The sequence below is a fragment of the Paraprevotella xylaniphila YIT 11841 genome (assembly GCF_900683745.1).
Taxonomy (GTDB): Bacteria; Bacteroidota; Bacteroidia; order Bacteroidales; family Bacteroidaceae; genus Paraprevotella; species Paraprevotella xylaniphila.
Map to the genome: position 1 here is coordinate 3938167 of NZ_LR215980.1, position 16255 is coordinate 3954421.

Consider the following 16255-nt stretch of genomic DNA (forward strand, 5'->3'; position numbering starts at 1 on the left):
AGACTGACGATAAGTTGTATTATCCCCCGGACGGGGTCGGGTTTTCCGGCTGCGTTCGGGGGAAGTTTGTTGTATGGGTACTCTCTTCGGATGTCATGATGTTTTTTTCGCTTCTCTTCCTTAAATTTTGGTACTGGAATGTTTTTCCGATACTGTTTTTTTTGTACCTTTGATATAACTATAGACAAAAATGACAGATTATGAAAGCCACTTCACAGACCATCCAGCAGATTGAACGTGCACTCAGGAAGATTGCAGCCAAATACCCGCAAGGCCGGGAGGATTTGGCCTTGACGGATATCCATCTTCAGGTAAAAGCCGATTCCGGCGAGTTGTTGGCGTTCAACGATGACGATGAAGAGCTGACGCGTTGCGTAGTAGAGCAGTGGATGGATAACGGAGATGAGGATTTCTATGAAGAGATTACGCCCGTGTTGCGCCAGTGTATCCAAAATATGAAAGATACGTTGGAGAACCTGTCCTTATTGAAGCCTTATTCTTTCGTCCTGGTGGATGAGGACAAGGAAACGCTTTGCGACTTGTACCTTGTGGACGATGAGACGGTGATAGTGGACGGTGAATTGCTGAAGGGGTTGGACGAAGATTTGGATGATTTCCTGAAAAAGCTTTTGGAGGAATAAGGTATCCCTTGAACGGACAAAATCGCGATTGGGTGAGGGCAAAGTCAAGTCCGTTTGGGTTTTGCCGGGTGCGAGGATTTATCAAAATGTCAGAATGTCAAATCTCATGGGACGAGAATCGCGTATTTTCGGACAGAAGGCGTTTTGTTCCGTGCGAGGGCATTCTCGCGTGTTGGGGAAAAGGCAGAGTGTAAGCCGTCGGGTGTTTTTCCCGTTTTTTGTTTCGCCTTTATGTCGAATCATACGAACAGATGCGGATAGGATGTAAGCGAAATGTCGCAATTCCTATCCGTTTGTTTTTTGTTTTTTGGAAACAAAATGAGTTCAAATAGTGTTTTTCGTATGCTTAAAATCTTGTTTGGGGGGCGTTTGGAGCTTGGTTTTAAGTCGTGTGGTATATGTTTTCCGTTCGTTCTGCGCACATCGGAAAATCGCTTTCAGCCAAACGATTTTTCAATCTCTTGAGATTGATTTGCATATATGCAGGATTTATGCGGAAATACACAGCTTCTTTGTATGATTATTCTCTTTTGGGGCTTTATCTGATGCTGTTTTCTCAATTTAAAACAAGCGTAAAGGATTAAAACAATGTCTTTTTGTCGGGATATAGAGGAGAATGGGATTAATTTGTAAATTGAGGGCGTGACACTTTTAGTATAGTGAAAAATACAGGGAAATATCCGATTGGGTGAATTAGATTCAAGAATATTTGTTTTTATGTGTTTATTGTGCAGAAATCCCCTCCGTTTATCGTGAAGATAAGACGGAGGGGAAGGTTTTATATAGTATAAAGTTAAGGTCAGAACAGGCTCCACGAGACGGTGAGTCCGGCCATGACGATGGCCACCATCGACATGAGCTTGATGAGGATGTTCAGGCTTGGGCCGGAAGTGTCCTTGAACGGGTCGCCCACGGTGTCGCCCACCACGGTGGCACGGTGTACCTCGCCGCCCTTCCCGCCGAAATTACCTTCTTCGATATATTTCTTGGCATTGTCCCAGGCACCACCGGAGTTGGCCATGAAGATAGCCAACACGAAACCGGCCGACAAGCCGCCGACCAAAAGGCCGATGACGCCCGGCACGCCGAATACCAGTCCGGTAACGATGGGAGCTACGATGGCCAGTAGCGAAGGGAAGACCATTTCACGTTGTGCGCCTTTGGTGGAAATCTGCACGCAACGGGCATAATCCGGTTCGGCTTCTCCGCTCAGGATGCCCTTGATTTCACGGAACTGCCGCCGCACTTCCTCTACCATGTGGGCTGCTGCACGCCCTACGGCGTTCATGGTCAACCCGCAGAAAAGGAAAGCCATCATGCTGCCGATGAACATGCCCGAGAGGACTTTCGGGTTCATCAGCGTCACGTCATAGTAGGTCATGAAGTCGGTGAACGAAGCATCATGTATGGCCAACGTGTCGCCGTTCGGCAGGGTCAGTACAGTTTCGCCCAAGCGCGTCAGACCGATGCGGATTTCTTCGATATAGGATGCTAACAATGCCAGTCCGGTCAGGGCTGCCGAGCCGATGGCAAAGCCTTTGCCAGTAGCTGCCGTGGTGTTACCCAACGAATCCAAAGCATCCGTGCGTTTGCGCACGGCCTCGCCCAGTCCGCTCATTTCAGCGTTTCCGCCCGCGTTGTCGGCTATGGGGCCGTAAGCGTCCGTGGCCAAGGTGATGCCCAAGGTGGAGAGCATGCCCACGGCGGCGATACCGATGCCGTATAGCCCCATGCTCACGTTGGCAAAGTCGAACCCTGCAGCCAGCCAATAGGAAAGGATGATGCCGATGACGACGGCTATCACTGGGATGGTGGTGGACACCATGCCCAACCCGATACCGGATATGATGACCGTGGCCGGGCCCGTTTTTCCGCTCTCAGCCAACAGTTGGGTGGGGCGGTAGGACTGTGACGTGTAATATTCCGTGGAGCGTCCGATGACGATACCTACCAAAAGCCCGATGACCACGGCAAACGAAATGTTCAGCCAGTTGTCTATCTGCAACACCCAAAGGATAAGGAAAGTCGCCACGACAATCAGGGCGGAACTCAGGTTCGTGCCTACGGACAGGGAGTTGAGCAGGTCTTTCATGCCTGCGTCTTCCTTGGTGCGCACGGAAAATATGCCTAAAATGGAGAGCAGGATGCCCACTGCGGCTATCAGCATCGGGGCAATGACCGCCTTGAACTGCATGTCCACGTCGCCTCCGGCCATGAATGCCGCGGCACCCAATGCGGAGGTGGCCAGGATGGAACCGCAATAAGACTCGTACAGGTCGGCCCCCATACCGGCCACGTCGCCCACGTTGTCGCCCACGTTGTCGGCTATCGTGGCCGGGTTGCGCGGGTCGTCCTCCGGGATACCGGCTTCCACCTTGCCTACCAAGTCCGCACCCACGTCAGCCGCTTTCGTGTAGATGCCGCCTCCCACACGGGCGAACAGGGCCTGCGTGCTGGCTCCCATGCCGAAGGTCAGCATGGTGGTGGTAATCATGCAGAGTTTGGCTGTCGGGGCGTAGATGTCGGCAGGGATAAAGGCATCCAAAAGGAGATACCAGAAAGAGATGTCGAACAGGCCGAGTCCGACAACGACCAACCCCATGACCGCGCCGCTGCGGAAAGCCACGCGCAGTCCTTTGTTCAGGGAGTTACGGGCAGCGTTGGCTGTACGTGCCGATGCGTAGGTAGCCGTTTTCATGCCTAAAAAGCCGGAAAGTCCGGAGAAAAAACCACCGGTGAGGAAGGCTATCGGTACCCACGAGTTTTGCAGGTTGAAGCCATAGGCCATGACCGAAAACAGCACGACGAGTGCCAGAAAGACCAGTCCCACGATTTTGTACTGTTGTTTCAGGTACGACATGGCACCTTGGCGCACATGCGAGGCGATTTTCTGCATGGCCGGTGTGCCTTCACTCTCTCTCATCATCTGGCGGTAGAAGTACCAAGCCAGCAGCAATGCCAACAAGGATGATACGGGAATCATCCAAAACAGGAGATGCTCCATAGTAAAATGTGTTTTTGAGTTAACGATATGTTATTGTCGTGGGCTAAGGTAGTGAAAAGCGGGGTTCGGACAAAGAAAACTCTGTTAAAAAAGCACTTGGTTTGATTTTATGGATGAATAGGGGGAGTTGGAAATAAAAAGAACCGTTTGCATGCTTGGTAGGGCGTGCAAACGGTTGCTTCCAATAATAGTGGTGAAGGGCTTTACTTCTTCAACTTGGCCAAACTTTCTTTCAAAGCCGCGATTTTGCTTTCGGCATCGGCTTGTTTCTTGCGTTCCATTTCCACCACGGCAGTGGGGGCGTTGGCTACGAAACGTTCGTTGGAAAGCTTTTTCAAGACACCTGCAAGGAAGCCTTCCAAGTGTTTCAGTTCGGCTTCTTGTTTGGCGATTTCCGCTTCCACGTCTATCAGGTTGCCCAACGGTACGGCATATTCCGTCGTGCCCACCATGAACGAAGCCGTGCCTTCGCCTTTCTGTACCACAGGGTTGACGGCACTCAGATTGCCCATTTTCTTGATGACACCTTCAAAGTCTGCTTCCGGATTCCCGCCCACGACTTCCAATGTCAATGCCTCTTTCGGGGCGATGTTCTTTTGGTTGCGTACGGTACGCACGCCGGCCACGATGCTTTTTACGTTTTCGACATGGGAGATAAGTGTGGCATCGTCTTCCGTAGGTGCAGCGGTGTGGAGCGGTGAAATCATGATGCTCTCACCCGGCAGGCGGTCATAGATGTGTTGCCAAAGTTCTTCGGTGATGAAAGGCATGAACGGGTGCAGGAGTTTCAACAGCGTGTCGAAGAACGACAAGGTCTGTTCGTACGTCTTGTTGTCGATGGGCTGTCCGTAAGCCGGTTTGACCATTTCGAGGTACCAACTGGAGAACTCGTCCCAGAACAGCTTGTACACGGCCATGAGGGCCTCGCTCAGACGGTACTTCTTGAACAAGTCTGCCACTTCCCTTGCTGTGGTTCTCAGCATGGCATCGAACCAACGTGTGGCGATGGCTGCCGTTTCCGGTTGCGCGATGTCGGCCGTCTGCCAGCCTTTCACGAGGCGGAAGGCGTTCCATATCTTGTTGTTGAAGTTGCGGCCTTGCTCGCAGAGTGCGTCGTCGAACAGGATGTCGTTACCTGCCGGGGCGGACAGCATCATTCCCATACGTACGCCGTCAGCACCGTATCGTTCTATCAAATCGAGCGGGTCGGGGCTGTTACCCAACGACTTACTCATCTTGCGTCCTAATTTGTCGCGCACGATGCCGGTGAAGTACACGTTCTTGAACGGCATCTTCCCTTCGTATTCGTAGCCTGCCATGATCATGCGCGCTACCCAGAAGAAGATGATGTCCGGACCCGTTACGAGGTCGGACGTGGGGTAATAGTAGTTGAGCTCCTCGTTGCCCGGATGGTTGATGCCGTCGAACAGCGAAATCGGCCATAACCAACTGGAGAACCAAGTGTCCAATGCGTCCTCGTCCTGACGTAGGTCGGATGCAGTCAGGTTGGTGTCACCGGTCTTCTCCTTGGCCAGTTCGAGTGCTTTTTCGGCGGTCTCGGCCACCACGAATCCGCCTTGCGGCAGGTAGTAGGCCGGGATGCGGTGTCCCCACCACAACTGTCGGCTTATGCACCAGTCTTTGATGTTCTCCATCCAGTGACGGTAAGTGTTTTTGTATTTGGCCGGATAGAACTTGATTTCGTCCTTCATCACCGGCTCCAAAGCGATTTGCGCCAAGTGTTCCATCTTCAGGAACCATTGCATGGAAAGCTTCGGTTCGATGGGCACGTTGGTGCGTTCGGAGAAGCCCACCTTGTTGGTATAGTCTTCCACTTTCTCCAACAATCCTGCTTTTTCCAAGTCGATGCAGATTTGCCTGCGCACGTCGAAACGGTCCATGCCCACGTACATCCCGGCAGCCTCGCTAATCGTGCCGTTGTCGTTGAAGATGTCGATGGAAGGCAGGTTGTATTTCTCGCCCAACATATAGTCGTTCACGTCGTGTGCCGGTGTCACCTTCAGGCAACCCGTTCCGAACTCGATGTCCACATAGTCGTCTTCGATGACGGGGATACAGCGGCCTACCAGAGGCACAATCACCTTTTGTCCTTTCAGCCACGTGTTCTTCGGGTCGTTCGGGTTGATACACATCGCCGTGTCGCCCATGATGGTTTCGGGGCGCGTGGTGGCTACCACGGCATAGCGTCCGCTTCCGTCCGGTTGGCCGTTTTCATTGGCTACCATATATTTCAGATAGTACAGCTTGCTGTGTTCTTCCTTGTAAATCACCTCTTCGTCCGAGAGGGCTGTCAGGGCTTTCGGATCCCAGTTCACCATGCGCACGCCACGGTAAATCAATCCTTTGTCGTACAGGTTGCAGAATACCTTGATGACGCTTTCGCTCCGTTTCTCATCCATGGTGAAGGCCGTGCGGTCCCAATCGCAACTGGCTCCCAGTTTACGCAACTGTTTCAGGATAATGCCACCGTGTTCGTCCGTCCATTCCCAGGCATATTTCAGGAACTCTTCGCGGGTGAGGTCAGTCTTCTTGATGCCCTTTTCCGCCAAACGGTTTACCACCTTGGCTTCGGTGGCGATGGAAGCATGGTCGGTACCCGGCACCCAACAAGCGTTCTTACCATCCATACGGGCGCGGCGCACGAGGATGTCCTGAATGGTTTCGTTGAGCACGTGCCCCATGTGGAGCACCCCCGTCACATTGGGGGGCGGGATGACTACCGTATAAGGTTCTCGTCCGTCGGGTTTAGAACTGAAAAGCTTGTGGTCGAGCCAGTATTGGTACCATTTGCCCTCTACGTCGGCCGGATTGTATTTACTTGCTAATTCCATTGTATATAACGTTTTTATGTATTTCTTTTTAGGACTTGCAAAGTTACATAAAAAAGGTTATATATGCCGGAGTTTGGGACAATTAAATTACGGTAAATACCTTTGTGTACTCGGTAAATTCCGTTCGGTCGGTCAAGTATCTCATTGCAGTTCTTTTCCGATGATGGTGCCATCTTTACCTTCTTTACAAATATACGGCTTGCCGTCTTTGAAATAGCAGATGTCGTTACTACCACCGTATAGGGTAGTGGATTTTAGCATAAAGAAACTGCCATCGTCAGACTCTTGGATGGCATAGTCCATTTTATTGGACATTTTTCCGTCCTTAAAATATTTACCAACAGTCCACTTGATGGCCTTGTACCGTCTTACCGTTTCGTCGGCAAATTTCTGTCCGTGTACTTCCTTGATGCCGTTGTACATGTAGAGGTTGTCTTCTTTCTTAAAATTGCTTCGGTCTTGATATTCTGCCCCATAGTAAATGTGGCTTGTTTCATTCAGGCAGACTACACCTTTCGATGCCCGATAATGTTGTACGTGGTCTGTACTATCTTTGAATGCTTCTATTACAGGAAAGTAACGGATATTCCGTAGTGATTTGGTGGAAACTGCGACACTTTTATCCTTTTGTCGTGTTTCATATTTTTGGATTTTGTTTAAAATGGTGTCGCGAGCACCTTCTGTGATGGGGGTGTACAGGCTTCCTCCCGGCAGTAGGGCGGCTGCTTGAAGGGCATATACTGGCAATGCCTTAGGGGCGGTGGCTGAAGGCCCTTCCATGTTGATACTTGTATTTACACAAGAAAGTAATGTACCAAAAACAATCAGTGAAACGAAAAAGAATATTTTATTTCTCATAACTATATTATTTTAATGTTAAAGATAAAGATAGAGTCTTTTGTTTATTTGCTATATACTGCATCATATTCCATCAATTGTCCATAACTTATTTCTTCTTCACAACCCCTGTATGGATCCATTATCGTTATGGAACTTGAGCGGTCGTACCAATCTTTATTATAATATTGAGAGCGTACGAATACGACGCAATGTCCAAATTCTCCGTCTGCTTTTTGCAATAAAACGGGAGAGGATATGTATTCGTTTGGATCCATCAGTTGTTTCGCAAAAGTCGTACCGCTGACATTGTTATATCCTTCCGATTCCAAGAAGCGGTTGTCTCCTCCTGCCACTCCGAACTTTGAGAAAGTTTCTTTGGAAGTGCATGTCGAGTTAGAATTATTATTGAACATCTCCATCGCAGCTTTGTATTTGTCATCAGGAATGTAAGATGAACCATAGACGTTGCAGTCTTTTCCAACTAAGAAATTGTGGATATAGTTAAAACAATGCGTACATTGCTCCGTACCGTCTACCGCTTCCATGGAGGCATAGACGCACCAAGCATCACCATCTTGTACAACATCGTCTACCTCCTCACTAAAGTCCACCTCTTTGGTCAAGGTGTCTTCTTCCCACTCGAAAGGAAATAAGGGCTGTGCTCCTGCCATTAGAATAATGATTAAGCTGAGAATTTTCTGTTTCATAAGCGTCCGTTTTTTAATAAACAAAAATAGTCTTTTCTCACCCCCTTGTTCTTGTAGGGCTGAATGCCAACTACATCTTTATCTCCTGAATTTGACAATTATAATGAAATGTTTTAGGATAGACAAGAAAATAGGTATAAAAAACATGATTTTAATATATATTACATATCAACGCGATTCTTCTTTATAAAAACTAATAAGGAGATGGAGGTTCAAGAATAAAATGTTACCTTTGGATGTTTAATTAGTGATAAAATGGAAATAAAACACAGGGCGCATCCTACGATTCCGGCTCGGGGCAGGAAGAGGTTCGTGATTCATCATGAAAAGTTGTATCTTGCCGTACACCGATATTTAACGACAAGGTGGTTCCGCTATACGGTCTTGTTTTTCATTGTCGGGGCGATTTTCTCCGTGATTTGCAGTTCTTTCGAGTCCTCTGCACCTTATCGCCTGCAATTATACAGCTTTTGTTATTTGGCCTCCTTCGTCTTTACGGTCGAATATGTGTTGCGCATCATAGCAGCTCCTGTCCAATATCGTCAGTATCGTGCTTGGCGTTCCCGTTTCAGGTATTTGTTTTCGTTTTATGGTTTGATAGATTTTGTGGCTGTCATCCCTTTTCTCATCATTTACCTGTATCGGGAGACCATCTTTGTACATTTGGCGGTACTGGCCTACATCTTAATGATTTTTAAGTTGATACGCTATTCCCGCTCGTTCCAACTTATCGGACGTGTGTTGCAGATGGTGAAGGATGAATTGATAACGGCTTGTACGGCTTGTGGCATCCTCTTAGGGTTTTCGGGCATCCTGATGTACTATATCGAACACGAGGCACAACCCGAAGCCTTTGCCAATATCGGCGACGGTTTTTGGTGGGCTGTGGTGACGTTCACCACCGTGGGTTATGGGGATGTCTATCCGGTTACGGCATTGGGACGGTTGCTGAGCGGTGTGATTTGTATGGTAGGCATTGCGATGATAGCCATTCCCACTGGTCTTATATCTTCGGCTTTCATGAGTTTGATTCAAGAAAAGAAACGGAAGGAGGAAGAAGAACACAAAAACTGATTTCCGGAAAAGGGATTTTCATCCTCTACGTTGCCCGTCTTTTTGTCCTCTTGAAAGCGGAAAATCGTTTGGCGCGCATTTTTGAGGGATTTCTTTTGAGCATTGTTGTCTCTTTTTGAATTTCTGTTCTGGCTTGATTTGCTGTTTAAACCGTTATTTGGGTTGATTATTAAAAAAGTGCTGTATCCGATATGTGTTATATCATCACAACTTGTCTAACTTTCGTTAAATATATTAAATGAGTGATGGGCTGAATGATTATTAGCATCCGTTTCTCATATTTGTTTCTATTTTTAGCCATCTTAAAAATAAGGTTTATGAAAGAAAAAATAATTTATGTGTTCATGTTGTTGATAGTCATCGTTTCTTGTACGGAAGAGGAGTCGTTTGACGAATATGGCGTCAGGATATTAAAAAAGAATGGAGTCGTTTTTGCGATGGATTCGAGATTGTCACTCAATTTAGATGGTACAAACGACTATATGGGCGTAAGGAAAGAGAATGTGTTGACGTTTCCGGAAGGGGAATATGACGGATGGCGGTATTACGTGATAGGGAATATCGGGGCAGAACCGAATTATAAAATAATCGATGATCCGTCTATCCATTATAAGGTATCATATATGCCGATGGAGAGGTGAGTCAGAAGGTGGTACCCCGTATTTTCTTGTCCATTCTTGGGGAATGGAAGTTTAAGTTAGTCGTCCAAAATGAGAAAAAGGATACCATTAGAGTCTCAAAGGTGGAAAACGTAGAGGTGTGGTTTCCGGATCCATTAGAAATTGAAGCAGCACTATCAGATGACATGTATGAGGCTTGGAATGAAACTTTGGAAGATGCCAGTGAAATGGGAAGGAGGGAAAAGTCTTTTTGGATATATGCAGTGGCAAAAAATGGTGAGGTCTCGGTGCAGAGAGATGAAATCAAAGATGGGCCATGGATTATGAATTGTGACGAAACCGCCCATACGGATTTTACTGCTCCTGAAATCATTTCTCCATTGGATCCTTTGGATGAGGCTTGGTATCCTATCGGTTTTTTCCATACACATACCCCGTTGACTTATTGTCCACCGGAGGCGCATCGGGGAGTGGGGTTTTCCGGTGGGGATATACAAGCCGTGGGTGCGCACGGTATCGCCTTTTATCTTTATGATTATAGTGCAGACTTTGAGGGGGAGATATATGGTGGCCATGATTTGCATCAGGCTGCTAAACTTTATTACGAGAATCGTGAAGAACGTCGTCCGACTCCGAAAAGTTGGGCGGATTTGGACACTTATTGAATGGGATTATGAGAAACGGAGTTAAAGTGATATGTGCCATAGGGCTTGCAAGTGCCTGCTTGTGTGGTGGGGCGCAGGAGCGTTACCGGGAGTATACCTACCATGTGGAGGGACGCAGGACTGTGACGTTGGGAAACTACCTGATGGTGGTTCCGCCCCCATTCCCTATGACGGAAACCGAACGTTTGGAGCGGGTGGAGAAATACAGGTCGGTTTGCGACAGTCTGCTCAAGGAAAACGAATACCGTCGCTTGGGAGAGTGGAATTTTAAAGAACGTTGGGCATACCTGGAAGCCAAGGCCAAGAAAGTCATATTGCAGTTGTTGCCGGATTATTATTCGGACAACATGAATATTAGGGAGATGTCCGTAACGGAAATGAGAGTGTATGAACGAGAGCGTGCCATCAAGGTGTACAGTGCCTTGTTTTGGTTTGATCCAAGAATTGAAGACCGGGCGTATGAAAAAGATGCCCGGCGTCATGGTATGGTAGAGGTGAAGGTGTGTGATGAGGATGCGCAGGCTTATTCTTTTGAGGTACCCTATTATATTGGGATAAGGCTTTACCCTCCGGAGTGGGAAGACGGGTTGGCAAAGACATGGATTCCATTCCCTTATATCATTCCCAACAGGAATTACAAGGGGAATATCGTGATGAGGCATGAAGTAATACCGAAAATTATAGAAAAGAGGTGGAAGCGATGAAGACGATAATGAAAATATGGATGGCCGGGATGCTCGCGTGCGGTGGTGTGCTGGCAGCCCCGGCACAAGGAGAAAAGGTAGATTCAGTGATGGTTTATGGCTATGTGAGTGCGGTGAATCCCTACCCGTTGACGTTGCGTGAGCATGACAGGCTGATTAAAAGGGCAAAGAAGGTTTGCCAGAAGCTTTTGGAGAAAAATGGCGGGTGGCTTTCTCATTGGCCGAGGGATGAACGGGCGGCATACCTAAAAGCCAAGGGAAGTCTGGTCATTTTGCAGCTTGCTCCTGATTATTATCGCGACTATGCCTATCCTCGGATTGTCAGGAAAGGTGAGACTTATTATTTGCAGTATTTTTTTGATGCCGCCCGTGAAGATTATGGACTGCTCGACCAGTTGGCTACGATTAGCATCAGGAATCAAGATGGCAATGTGGAGGGGCTCTTTGCTGGCTCGCGGGATATCGGGCGGAGATTCTTTGAGCCGAAATGGGAACAGGAAATGGTGGAGGATATAGAAGCCGGAAGGGATTCTGTCTATTCTTTTATCAAATATGTATATATGGGAACTAAGCCAAGGGTGATGTATTACAAGGGACAGGTCAAAGAAAAATAGTGATGAAATATACATTCCCCCACTTTCTGTGTTAATTGCAAGAAAGTGGGGGAATAAATAAATTACTTCCAACCTCCGCCGAGGGCTTTATAGAGGTTGATAATCATCAGCTGTTTGTTGCACACGGCGTTGCTCAACGACACTTGGGCGTCGAAGTAGTTACGTTGGGCGTCCAGAAGGTCCAGGTAACCGATGACCCCGTTGATGTATTGCAGTTGTGCCAACTCCACTGCCGTGCGCGAAGCTTCGGCCAGTTGGCGGCGCGACTCGTAGATGTCTTTTATTTTGTTGAAGTTGATGATGGCGTCATGTGTCTCCTTGAAGGCTGTGAGCACTGTTTGCTCATATTCGGCCACGGCACCTTCGTAAGCGGCCCGTTTCGCTTTCAGGGCTGCACGGTTTTTGCCCATGGCAAAGAGGGGGCTCAGTAAGTTGCCTGCAAGGTAGGAGTAGGGCGATTTCAGGAAATCCCGAAGCGTTTCGCTTTCCGTACCTAATGTGGCGGTCAGTGCCAGGCGGGGGAACATGTTGGTGTAAGCCAATCCAACTTCGGCATGGGCTGCCATCAGCTCCCGTTCGGCTTTCCGTATGTCGGGGCGTCGTTCCAGAAGCGTGGAGGGCAACCCCAAAGGAAGAGCGTCGGGCAACTGTATTTCTTCGGGTAGGATGTTGCGGTTTACGGCGTAGGGGAAATCACCAGTCAAGAGTGCGATTTCGCTTTCTTTCAGGGAAATCCTGCGTTCCAGGTCTGGTACCATGGTGGCCGTCTTGGCCAATTCCACTTTAGCTTGTTGGAATACGATTTCGGAGGTCAGCCCACCCTTGAAACGGATTTCTGCCAACCGTACGCCTTCTCGCCGAGCTTCCAATGTACGGCGCACGATGGCCAGTTCGTTGTCCAACGCCATCAGTTCGAAGTAAGACTGTGCCACCTGTGCCACCAACCCCATTTTTACGGCCCGGCAGTTTTCCACCGAAGCCAGAAATTCCGCCGTGCTGCGGTCGCGTGCCCAACGGAGGTTGCCCCACAAGTCAAGTTCCCAAGAAATGGAAGCGGTAAGGCTGAGTTCCGAGTCGGCATCGAATTTGTCACCGCCGTAGTTTGTCGTTTCACGATTGCCGTTCAGGCGAGCGGTGGCTTGTGGAAACATGTTCGCAAAGTCGACACGTTTCAGGGCTGCCAATTCATTCATTCGTGCCGATGCTATTTTCAGGTCTTTATTGTACGTGAGTGCCCGGTGAATCAGCTGTTGAAGAGTAGTGTCGTTATAAAGTTCCCACCACGAGAGGTCGCCTATGGATGCCGTGTCTTGCGTAAGCGTGTCGAGCCGGGCGGGCAAGGGCATATCCGGACGGGTATAGGATTTGCCGATTTGGCAGGATGACAGTCCCGTGCCGGCTGCCAATAAGATGAGTCCGGCACCGGAAAGGCGTTTGCGGTTGAATTTGCCTTTGGCTTTGTATATCAGCACAAAGAAGAACGGTACCAACAGGATGCCGACCGATACGGCCACTATCATACCGAAGAATACGCCCGTGCCGATGGCTTGGCGGCTAGCCGAGCCGGGACCGCTGGCCACTACCATGGGCAACATGCCCAAAATGAAGGCCAGTGAAGTCATGAGGATGGGACGGAAACGCAGGCGTGCCGCATGGAGGGTCGAGGCTACCAAGTCTCCGCCACGATCTACTTCGTCTTTGGCAAATTCGACAATCAGGATGGCGTTTTTTGCGGCCAGTCCGACCAACATCACCAGTCCGATTTGGAAATAAATGTCGTTTTCCAACCCACAAAGCGTGATGCCAAGGTATGCACCGAGGGCGGCTACCGGCAGGGACAGCAGTACGGCGATGGGTACCATCCAACTCTCATACAAGGCTGCAAGGAACAGGAAAACGAAGATGAACACGAGCATCAGCACGAGGCCGGTCTGCCCGCCCGCTTGTTTTTCCTGATAGGACAGTCCGCTCCATTCCACGCCGATGTTGTCGGGCAGATGCTCGCGGGCTACCTGTTCGATGACTTCCATGGCTTGTCCTGAACTGTAACCGTCGGCGGCGTCTCCTCGGATAATGGCACTGTTGAACATGTTGAAACGTTTGATGCTGCCCGGCCCCGTCGTATAGGAAGTCGTACCTAAGGAGGTCAGTGGTATCATGGCGTTGTTGCTTCCGCGTACGAAAAACAAATTGATGTTTTCGGGATGCTCACGGTAGTCGGCTTCAGCCTGTATGTACACGCGGTAGATACGGTTGAACATGTTGAAGTCGTTGACGTAGACCGACCCGGTATAGGCTTTCATCGTGGAGAAAACGTCGGCCATTGGTACGCCGGACAGTTTCACCTTGTCGCGGTCCACATCGAAATAAAGCTGCGGAATCTCGGCCTGGAGGGAAGATGAAAGTCCCGACAGTTCCTTGCGTTGTGCCGCATAATATAATAAGGTGTCGGTGGCCTGTACGAGGTTCTCGAATGTGGCATCGCCACGCGCCTCCAGTTGCATCTCAAAGCCGCCCGATGAACCCAACCCGGGAATGACCGGAGGGGTGGACAGGTAGACTTTGCATTCGGGGTATTCCTTAAAATGCGTTTTGACCTCGGCCATGACTTCATCAATCGTGGTCTTGTCCCGTTCCTCCCATGGTTTCAGGATGACGGTCAGTTCGCTACGCGCTTGGCTCGTACCTACGTGGGGGCTGCTTCCGGTTACGTTTTGTACGTATTCCACAGCCGGGTTCTCCATCAGGTAACGGATGGCACGTTCGGTCACGTTCCGTGTACGTTCGAGTGTGGCTCCTTCCGGAAGCTCCAGTTCCACCTTGAAATATCCTTGGTCTTCTACCGGGAGGAAACTGGTCGGCACCATACGGTGAAGGACGAAAGTCAGCCCGATGACCAGGCAAAAACTCAGAATGATTCGTTTAGGATGTATCAAGACTTTTTGGATTCCTTGGATGTATTTGTGGTTTCCGACGGACAACCATTCGTTGATTTTGCGGAAAACGATGTTTTTAGGTTTGTTCGGGTCGGCCGGTTTCAGGATGAGCGAGCACATGACCGGACTTAGCGTCAGGGCCACTACGGTGGAAATCAGTACCGATACCACAATCGTTACGGTGAACTGGCGGTAGAGTTGTCCCGTGATGCCCGGCAGGAAGCTTACTGGCACGAACACGGCTGCCAATACCAATGATGTGGCTATCAGGGCACCGGCCAGTCCTGTCATGGCTTTCTTTGTGGCTTCGTATGCGCCGAGATGTTCTTCTTCCATGATGCGTTCCACGTTCTCTACCACGACGATAGCGTCGTCCACCACAATACCGATGGCCAAAATCAGTCCCAACAAAGTCAACATGTTAAGCGAGAATCCGAATATCAGCATGAAGCCGAAAGTTCCGATAAGGGAAATCGGTACGGCCACGACGGGTATCAGCGTGGCACGCCAACTTTGCAGGGAAAGGAAAACTACGAAAATCACCAATACCAATGCTTCGAAGAGCGTCTTGTACACTTCGTGGATGGATTCCGAAATGTAAGTCGTCATGTCGAACGGAATCTCATATTCCAGTCCTTCCGGAAAGTTCTTGCTGATTTCGTCCATGGCCTTTTTCACGTTCTCTGCCACTTCCATGGCATTTGCTCCCGGTAGCATGTAAATGCCGAGTACGGCTGCATTCCCTCCGTTGATACCGCTTTCCGTGTTGTAAGACTGGGCTTCGAGCGAGATGCGTGCCACGTCGCGCAGCCGGATGAGCGAGCCATCTGCATCGGCACGGAGCACGATTTCCTCGAATTGGCTGACGGTAGAGAGCCGCCCTTTGGTAGAGATAGGGATGGTGATGTCCAAACCTTCTATGGGTTGCTGTCCGAGTACGCCTGCTGCGGATTCGCGGTTTTGGTCTTTTAAGGCGTTCTGCACGTCCTGTACCGTCAGGCCGAAGTTGGCCAACTTGTCCGGTTGAACCCATATCTGCATGGCGTAATAGCGGCTTCCGATGTTCGACACACGGCCTACACCCGGTATGCGTCGCAATACGTCGAGCACATTGATGGTGGCAAAGTTGCTCAGATAGATTTCATCGAATTTCGGGTCGTCGGAAGTCAGGCATAAGGTCATGAGTTGGCTAGGAGCCTGTTTCTCCACGGAGATTCCGTTTTGTATCACCTCGGCAGGCAGACGTGATTCTGCCAGTTTCACGCGGTTCTGTATTTCTACAGCCGCCAAGTCGGGGTCGGCAGAGATGTCGAACGTAACCGTGGCGGAAAAACCTCCGGAATTGGAACTACTGGATTCCATATACAGCATGCCCGGTGTTCCGTTCAGTTCCTGTTCGATGGGGGTGGCTACGGCCTGCGATACCGTCAGCGCACTGGCTCCCGGGTAGGATGCGCTGATCTTGACTACCGGAGGCGTAATTTGAGGATATTGGTCAATGGGCAATAAGGTCAGACCTATGAATCCCACGATGACAATCAGTAGGGATATGACCATCGAGAACACCGGACGGTCAATGAAATAAGTCACTTTCATGG

11 protein-coding genes are annotated in these 16255 nt (G+C 49.5%); 6 read left to right on the forward strand and 5 right to left on the reverse strand.

Going from position 1 to position 16255, the window contains the following annotated elements:
• Window positions 1–200 precede the first annotated feature (200 nt).
• Window positions 201–641: a hypothetical protein gene (locus tag E0E47_RS16400; RefSeq protein WP_008627013.1), complete on the forward strand. Its 441-nt coding sequence runs from the start codon at window positions 201–203 to the stop codon at window positions 639–641.
• A 799-nt stretch (window positions 642–1440) separates the two neighbouring features.
• On the opposite strand, the gene E0E47_RS16405 is transcribed toward E0E47_RS16400, so the two are convergent.
• From E0E47_RS16405 to E0E47_RS16420, 4 genes are all read right to left on the reverse strand, one after another.
• Entirely contained in the window at window positions 1441–3645 is a 2205-nt protein-coding gene (locus E0E47_RS16405) for a sodium-translocating pyrophosphatase (RefSeq protein ID WP_130894208.1), read from the reverse strand.
• A 203-nt stretch (window positions 3646–3848) separates the two neighbouring features.
• Entirely contained in the window at window positions 3849–6497 is a 2649-nt protein-coding gene (locus E0E47_RS16410; RefSeq protein ID WP_130894209.1) for a valine--tRNA ligase, read from the reverse strand.
• Window positions 6498–6638: 141 nt separating this feature from the next.
• Window positions 6639–7355 carry a hypothetical protein gene (locus E0E47_RS16415; RefSeq protein WP_130894210.1) on the reverse strand — a complete coding sequence of 239 codons (717 nt, stop codon included), beginning with the start codon at window positions 7353–7355 and terminating at the stop codon, window positions 6639–6641.
• A 44-nt stretch (window positions 7356–7399) separates the two neighbouring features.
• The gene (locus tag E0E47_RS16420; protein ID WP_130894211.1) at window positions 7400–8044 is read right to left on the reverse strand and encodes a hypothetical protein; all 645 of its coding nucleotides are present in this window, start codon (window positions 8042–8044) and stop codon (window positions 7400–7402) included.
• A 255-nt stretch (window positions 8045–8299) separates the two neighbouring features.
• Between E0E47_RS16420 and E0E47_RS16425 the strand changes: the two genes are divergently transcribed.
• The 5 genes from E0E47_RS16425 to E0E47_RS16445 all read left to right on the forward strand — a co-directional run bounded on the left by E0E47_RS16425 (window position 8300) and on the right by E0E47_RS16445 (window position 11721).
• Window positions 8300–9118 carry an ion transporter gene (locus E0E47_RS16425; RefSeq protein WP_130894212.1) on the forward strand — a complete coding sequence of 273 codons (819 nt, stop codon included), beginning with the start codon at window positions 8300–8302 and terminating at the stop codon, window positions 9116–9118.
• A gap of 317 nt (window positions 9119–9435) precedes the next feature.
• Entirely contained in the window at window positions 9436–9759 is a 324-nt protein-coding gene (locus E0E47_RS16430; RefSeq protein ID WP_040602805.1) for a hypothetical protein, read from the forward strand.
• A 101-nt stretch (window positions 9760–9860) separates the two neighbouring features.
• The gene (locus tag E0E47_RS16435) at window positions 9861–10403 is read left to right on the forward strand and encodes a hypothetical protein (RefSeq protein ID WP_130894213.1); all 543 of its coding nucleotides are present in this window, start codon (window positions 9861–9863) and stop codon (window positions 10401–10403) included.
• An 8-nt stretch (window positions 10404–10411) separates the two neighbouring features.
• Window positions 10412–11107, forward strand: coding sequence for a hypothetical protein (locus E0E47_RS16440; protein WP_130894214.1), 696 nt, complete (start codon window positions 10412–10414; stop codon window positions 11105–11107).
• On the forward strand, window positions 11104–11721 hold the full coding sequence (locus tag E0E47_RS16445; RefSeq protein ID WP_130894215.1) for a hypothetical protein: 618 nt from the start codon (window positions 11104–11106) through the stop codon (window positions 11719–11721). The genes E0E47_RS16440 and E0E47_RS16445 overlap by 4 nt, the downstream gene beginning before the upstream one ends.
• Window positions 11722–11783: 62 nt before the next feature.
• Here E0E47_RS16445 and E0E47_RS16450 read toward each other — a convergent pair whose 3' ends face one another.
• A complete protein-coding gene (locus E0E47_RS16450; RefSeq protein ID WP_130894216.1) occupies window positions 11784–16253 on the reverse strand; it encodes a multidrug efflux RND transporter permease subunit in 4470 nt (1489 codons plus the stop codon).
• Window positions 16254–16255 lie beyond the last annotated feature (2 nt).

Excerpts from the sequence above, each read along its gene's own strand:
- E0E47_RS16400 (WP_008627013.1), top strand. The coding sequence starts at position 201 with ATGAAAGCCACTTCACAGACCATCCAGCAGATTGAACGTGCACTCAGG.
- E0E47_RS16405 (WP_130894208.1), bottom strand. The coding sequence starts at position 3,645 with ATGGAGCATCTCCTGTTTTGGATGATTCCCGTATCATCCTTGTTGGCA.
- E0E47_RS16410 (WP_130894209.1), bottom strand. The coding sequence starts at position 6,497 with ATGGAATTAGCAAGTAAATACAATCCGGCCGACGTAGAGGGCAAATGG.
- E0E47_RS16415 (WP_130894210.1), bottom strand. The coding sequence starts at position 7,355 with ATGAGAAATAAAATATTCTTTTTCGTTTCACTGATTGTTTTTGGTACA.
- E0E47_RS16420 (WP_130894211.1), bottom strand. The coding sequence starts at position 8,044 with ATGAAACAGAAAATTCTCAGCTTAATCATTATTCTAATGGCAGGAGCA.
- E0E47_RS16425 (WP_130894212.1), top strand. The coding sequence starts at position 8,300 with ATGGAAATAAAACACAGGGCGCATCCTACGATTCCGGCTCGGGGCAGG.
- E0E47_RS16430 (WP_040602805.1), top strand. The coding sequence starts at position 9,436 with ATGAAAGAAAAAATAATTTATGTGTTCATGTTGTTGATAGTCATCGTT.
- E0E47_RS16440 (WP_130894214.1), top strand. The coding sequence starts at position 10,412 with ATGAGAAACGGAGTTAAAGTGATATGTGCCATAGGGCTTGCAAGTGCC.
- E0E47_RS16445 (WP_130894215.1), top strand. The coding sequence starts at position 11,104 with ATGAAGACGATAATGAAAATATGGATGGCCGGGATGCTCGCGTGCGGT.
- E0E47_RS16450 (WP_130894216.1), bottom strand. The coding sequence starts at position 16,253 with ATGAAAGTGACTTATTTCATTGACCGTCCGGTGTTCTCGATGGTCATA.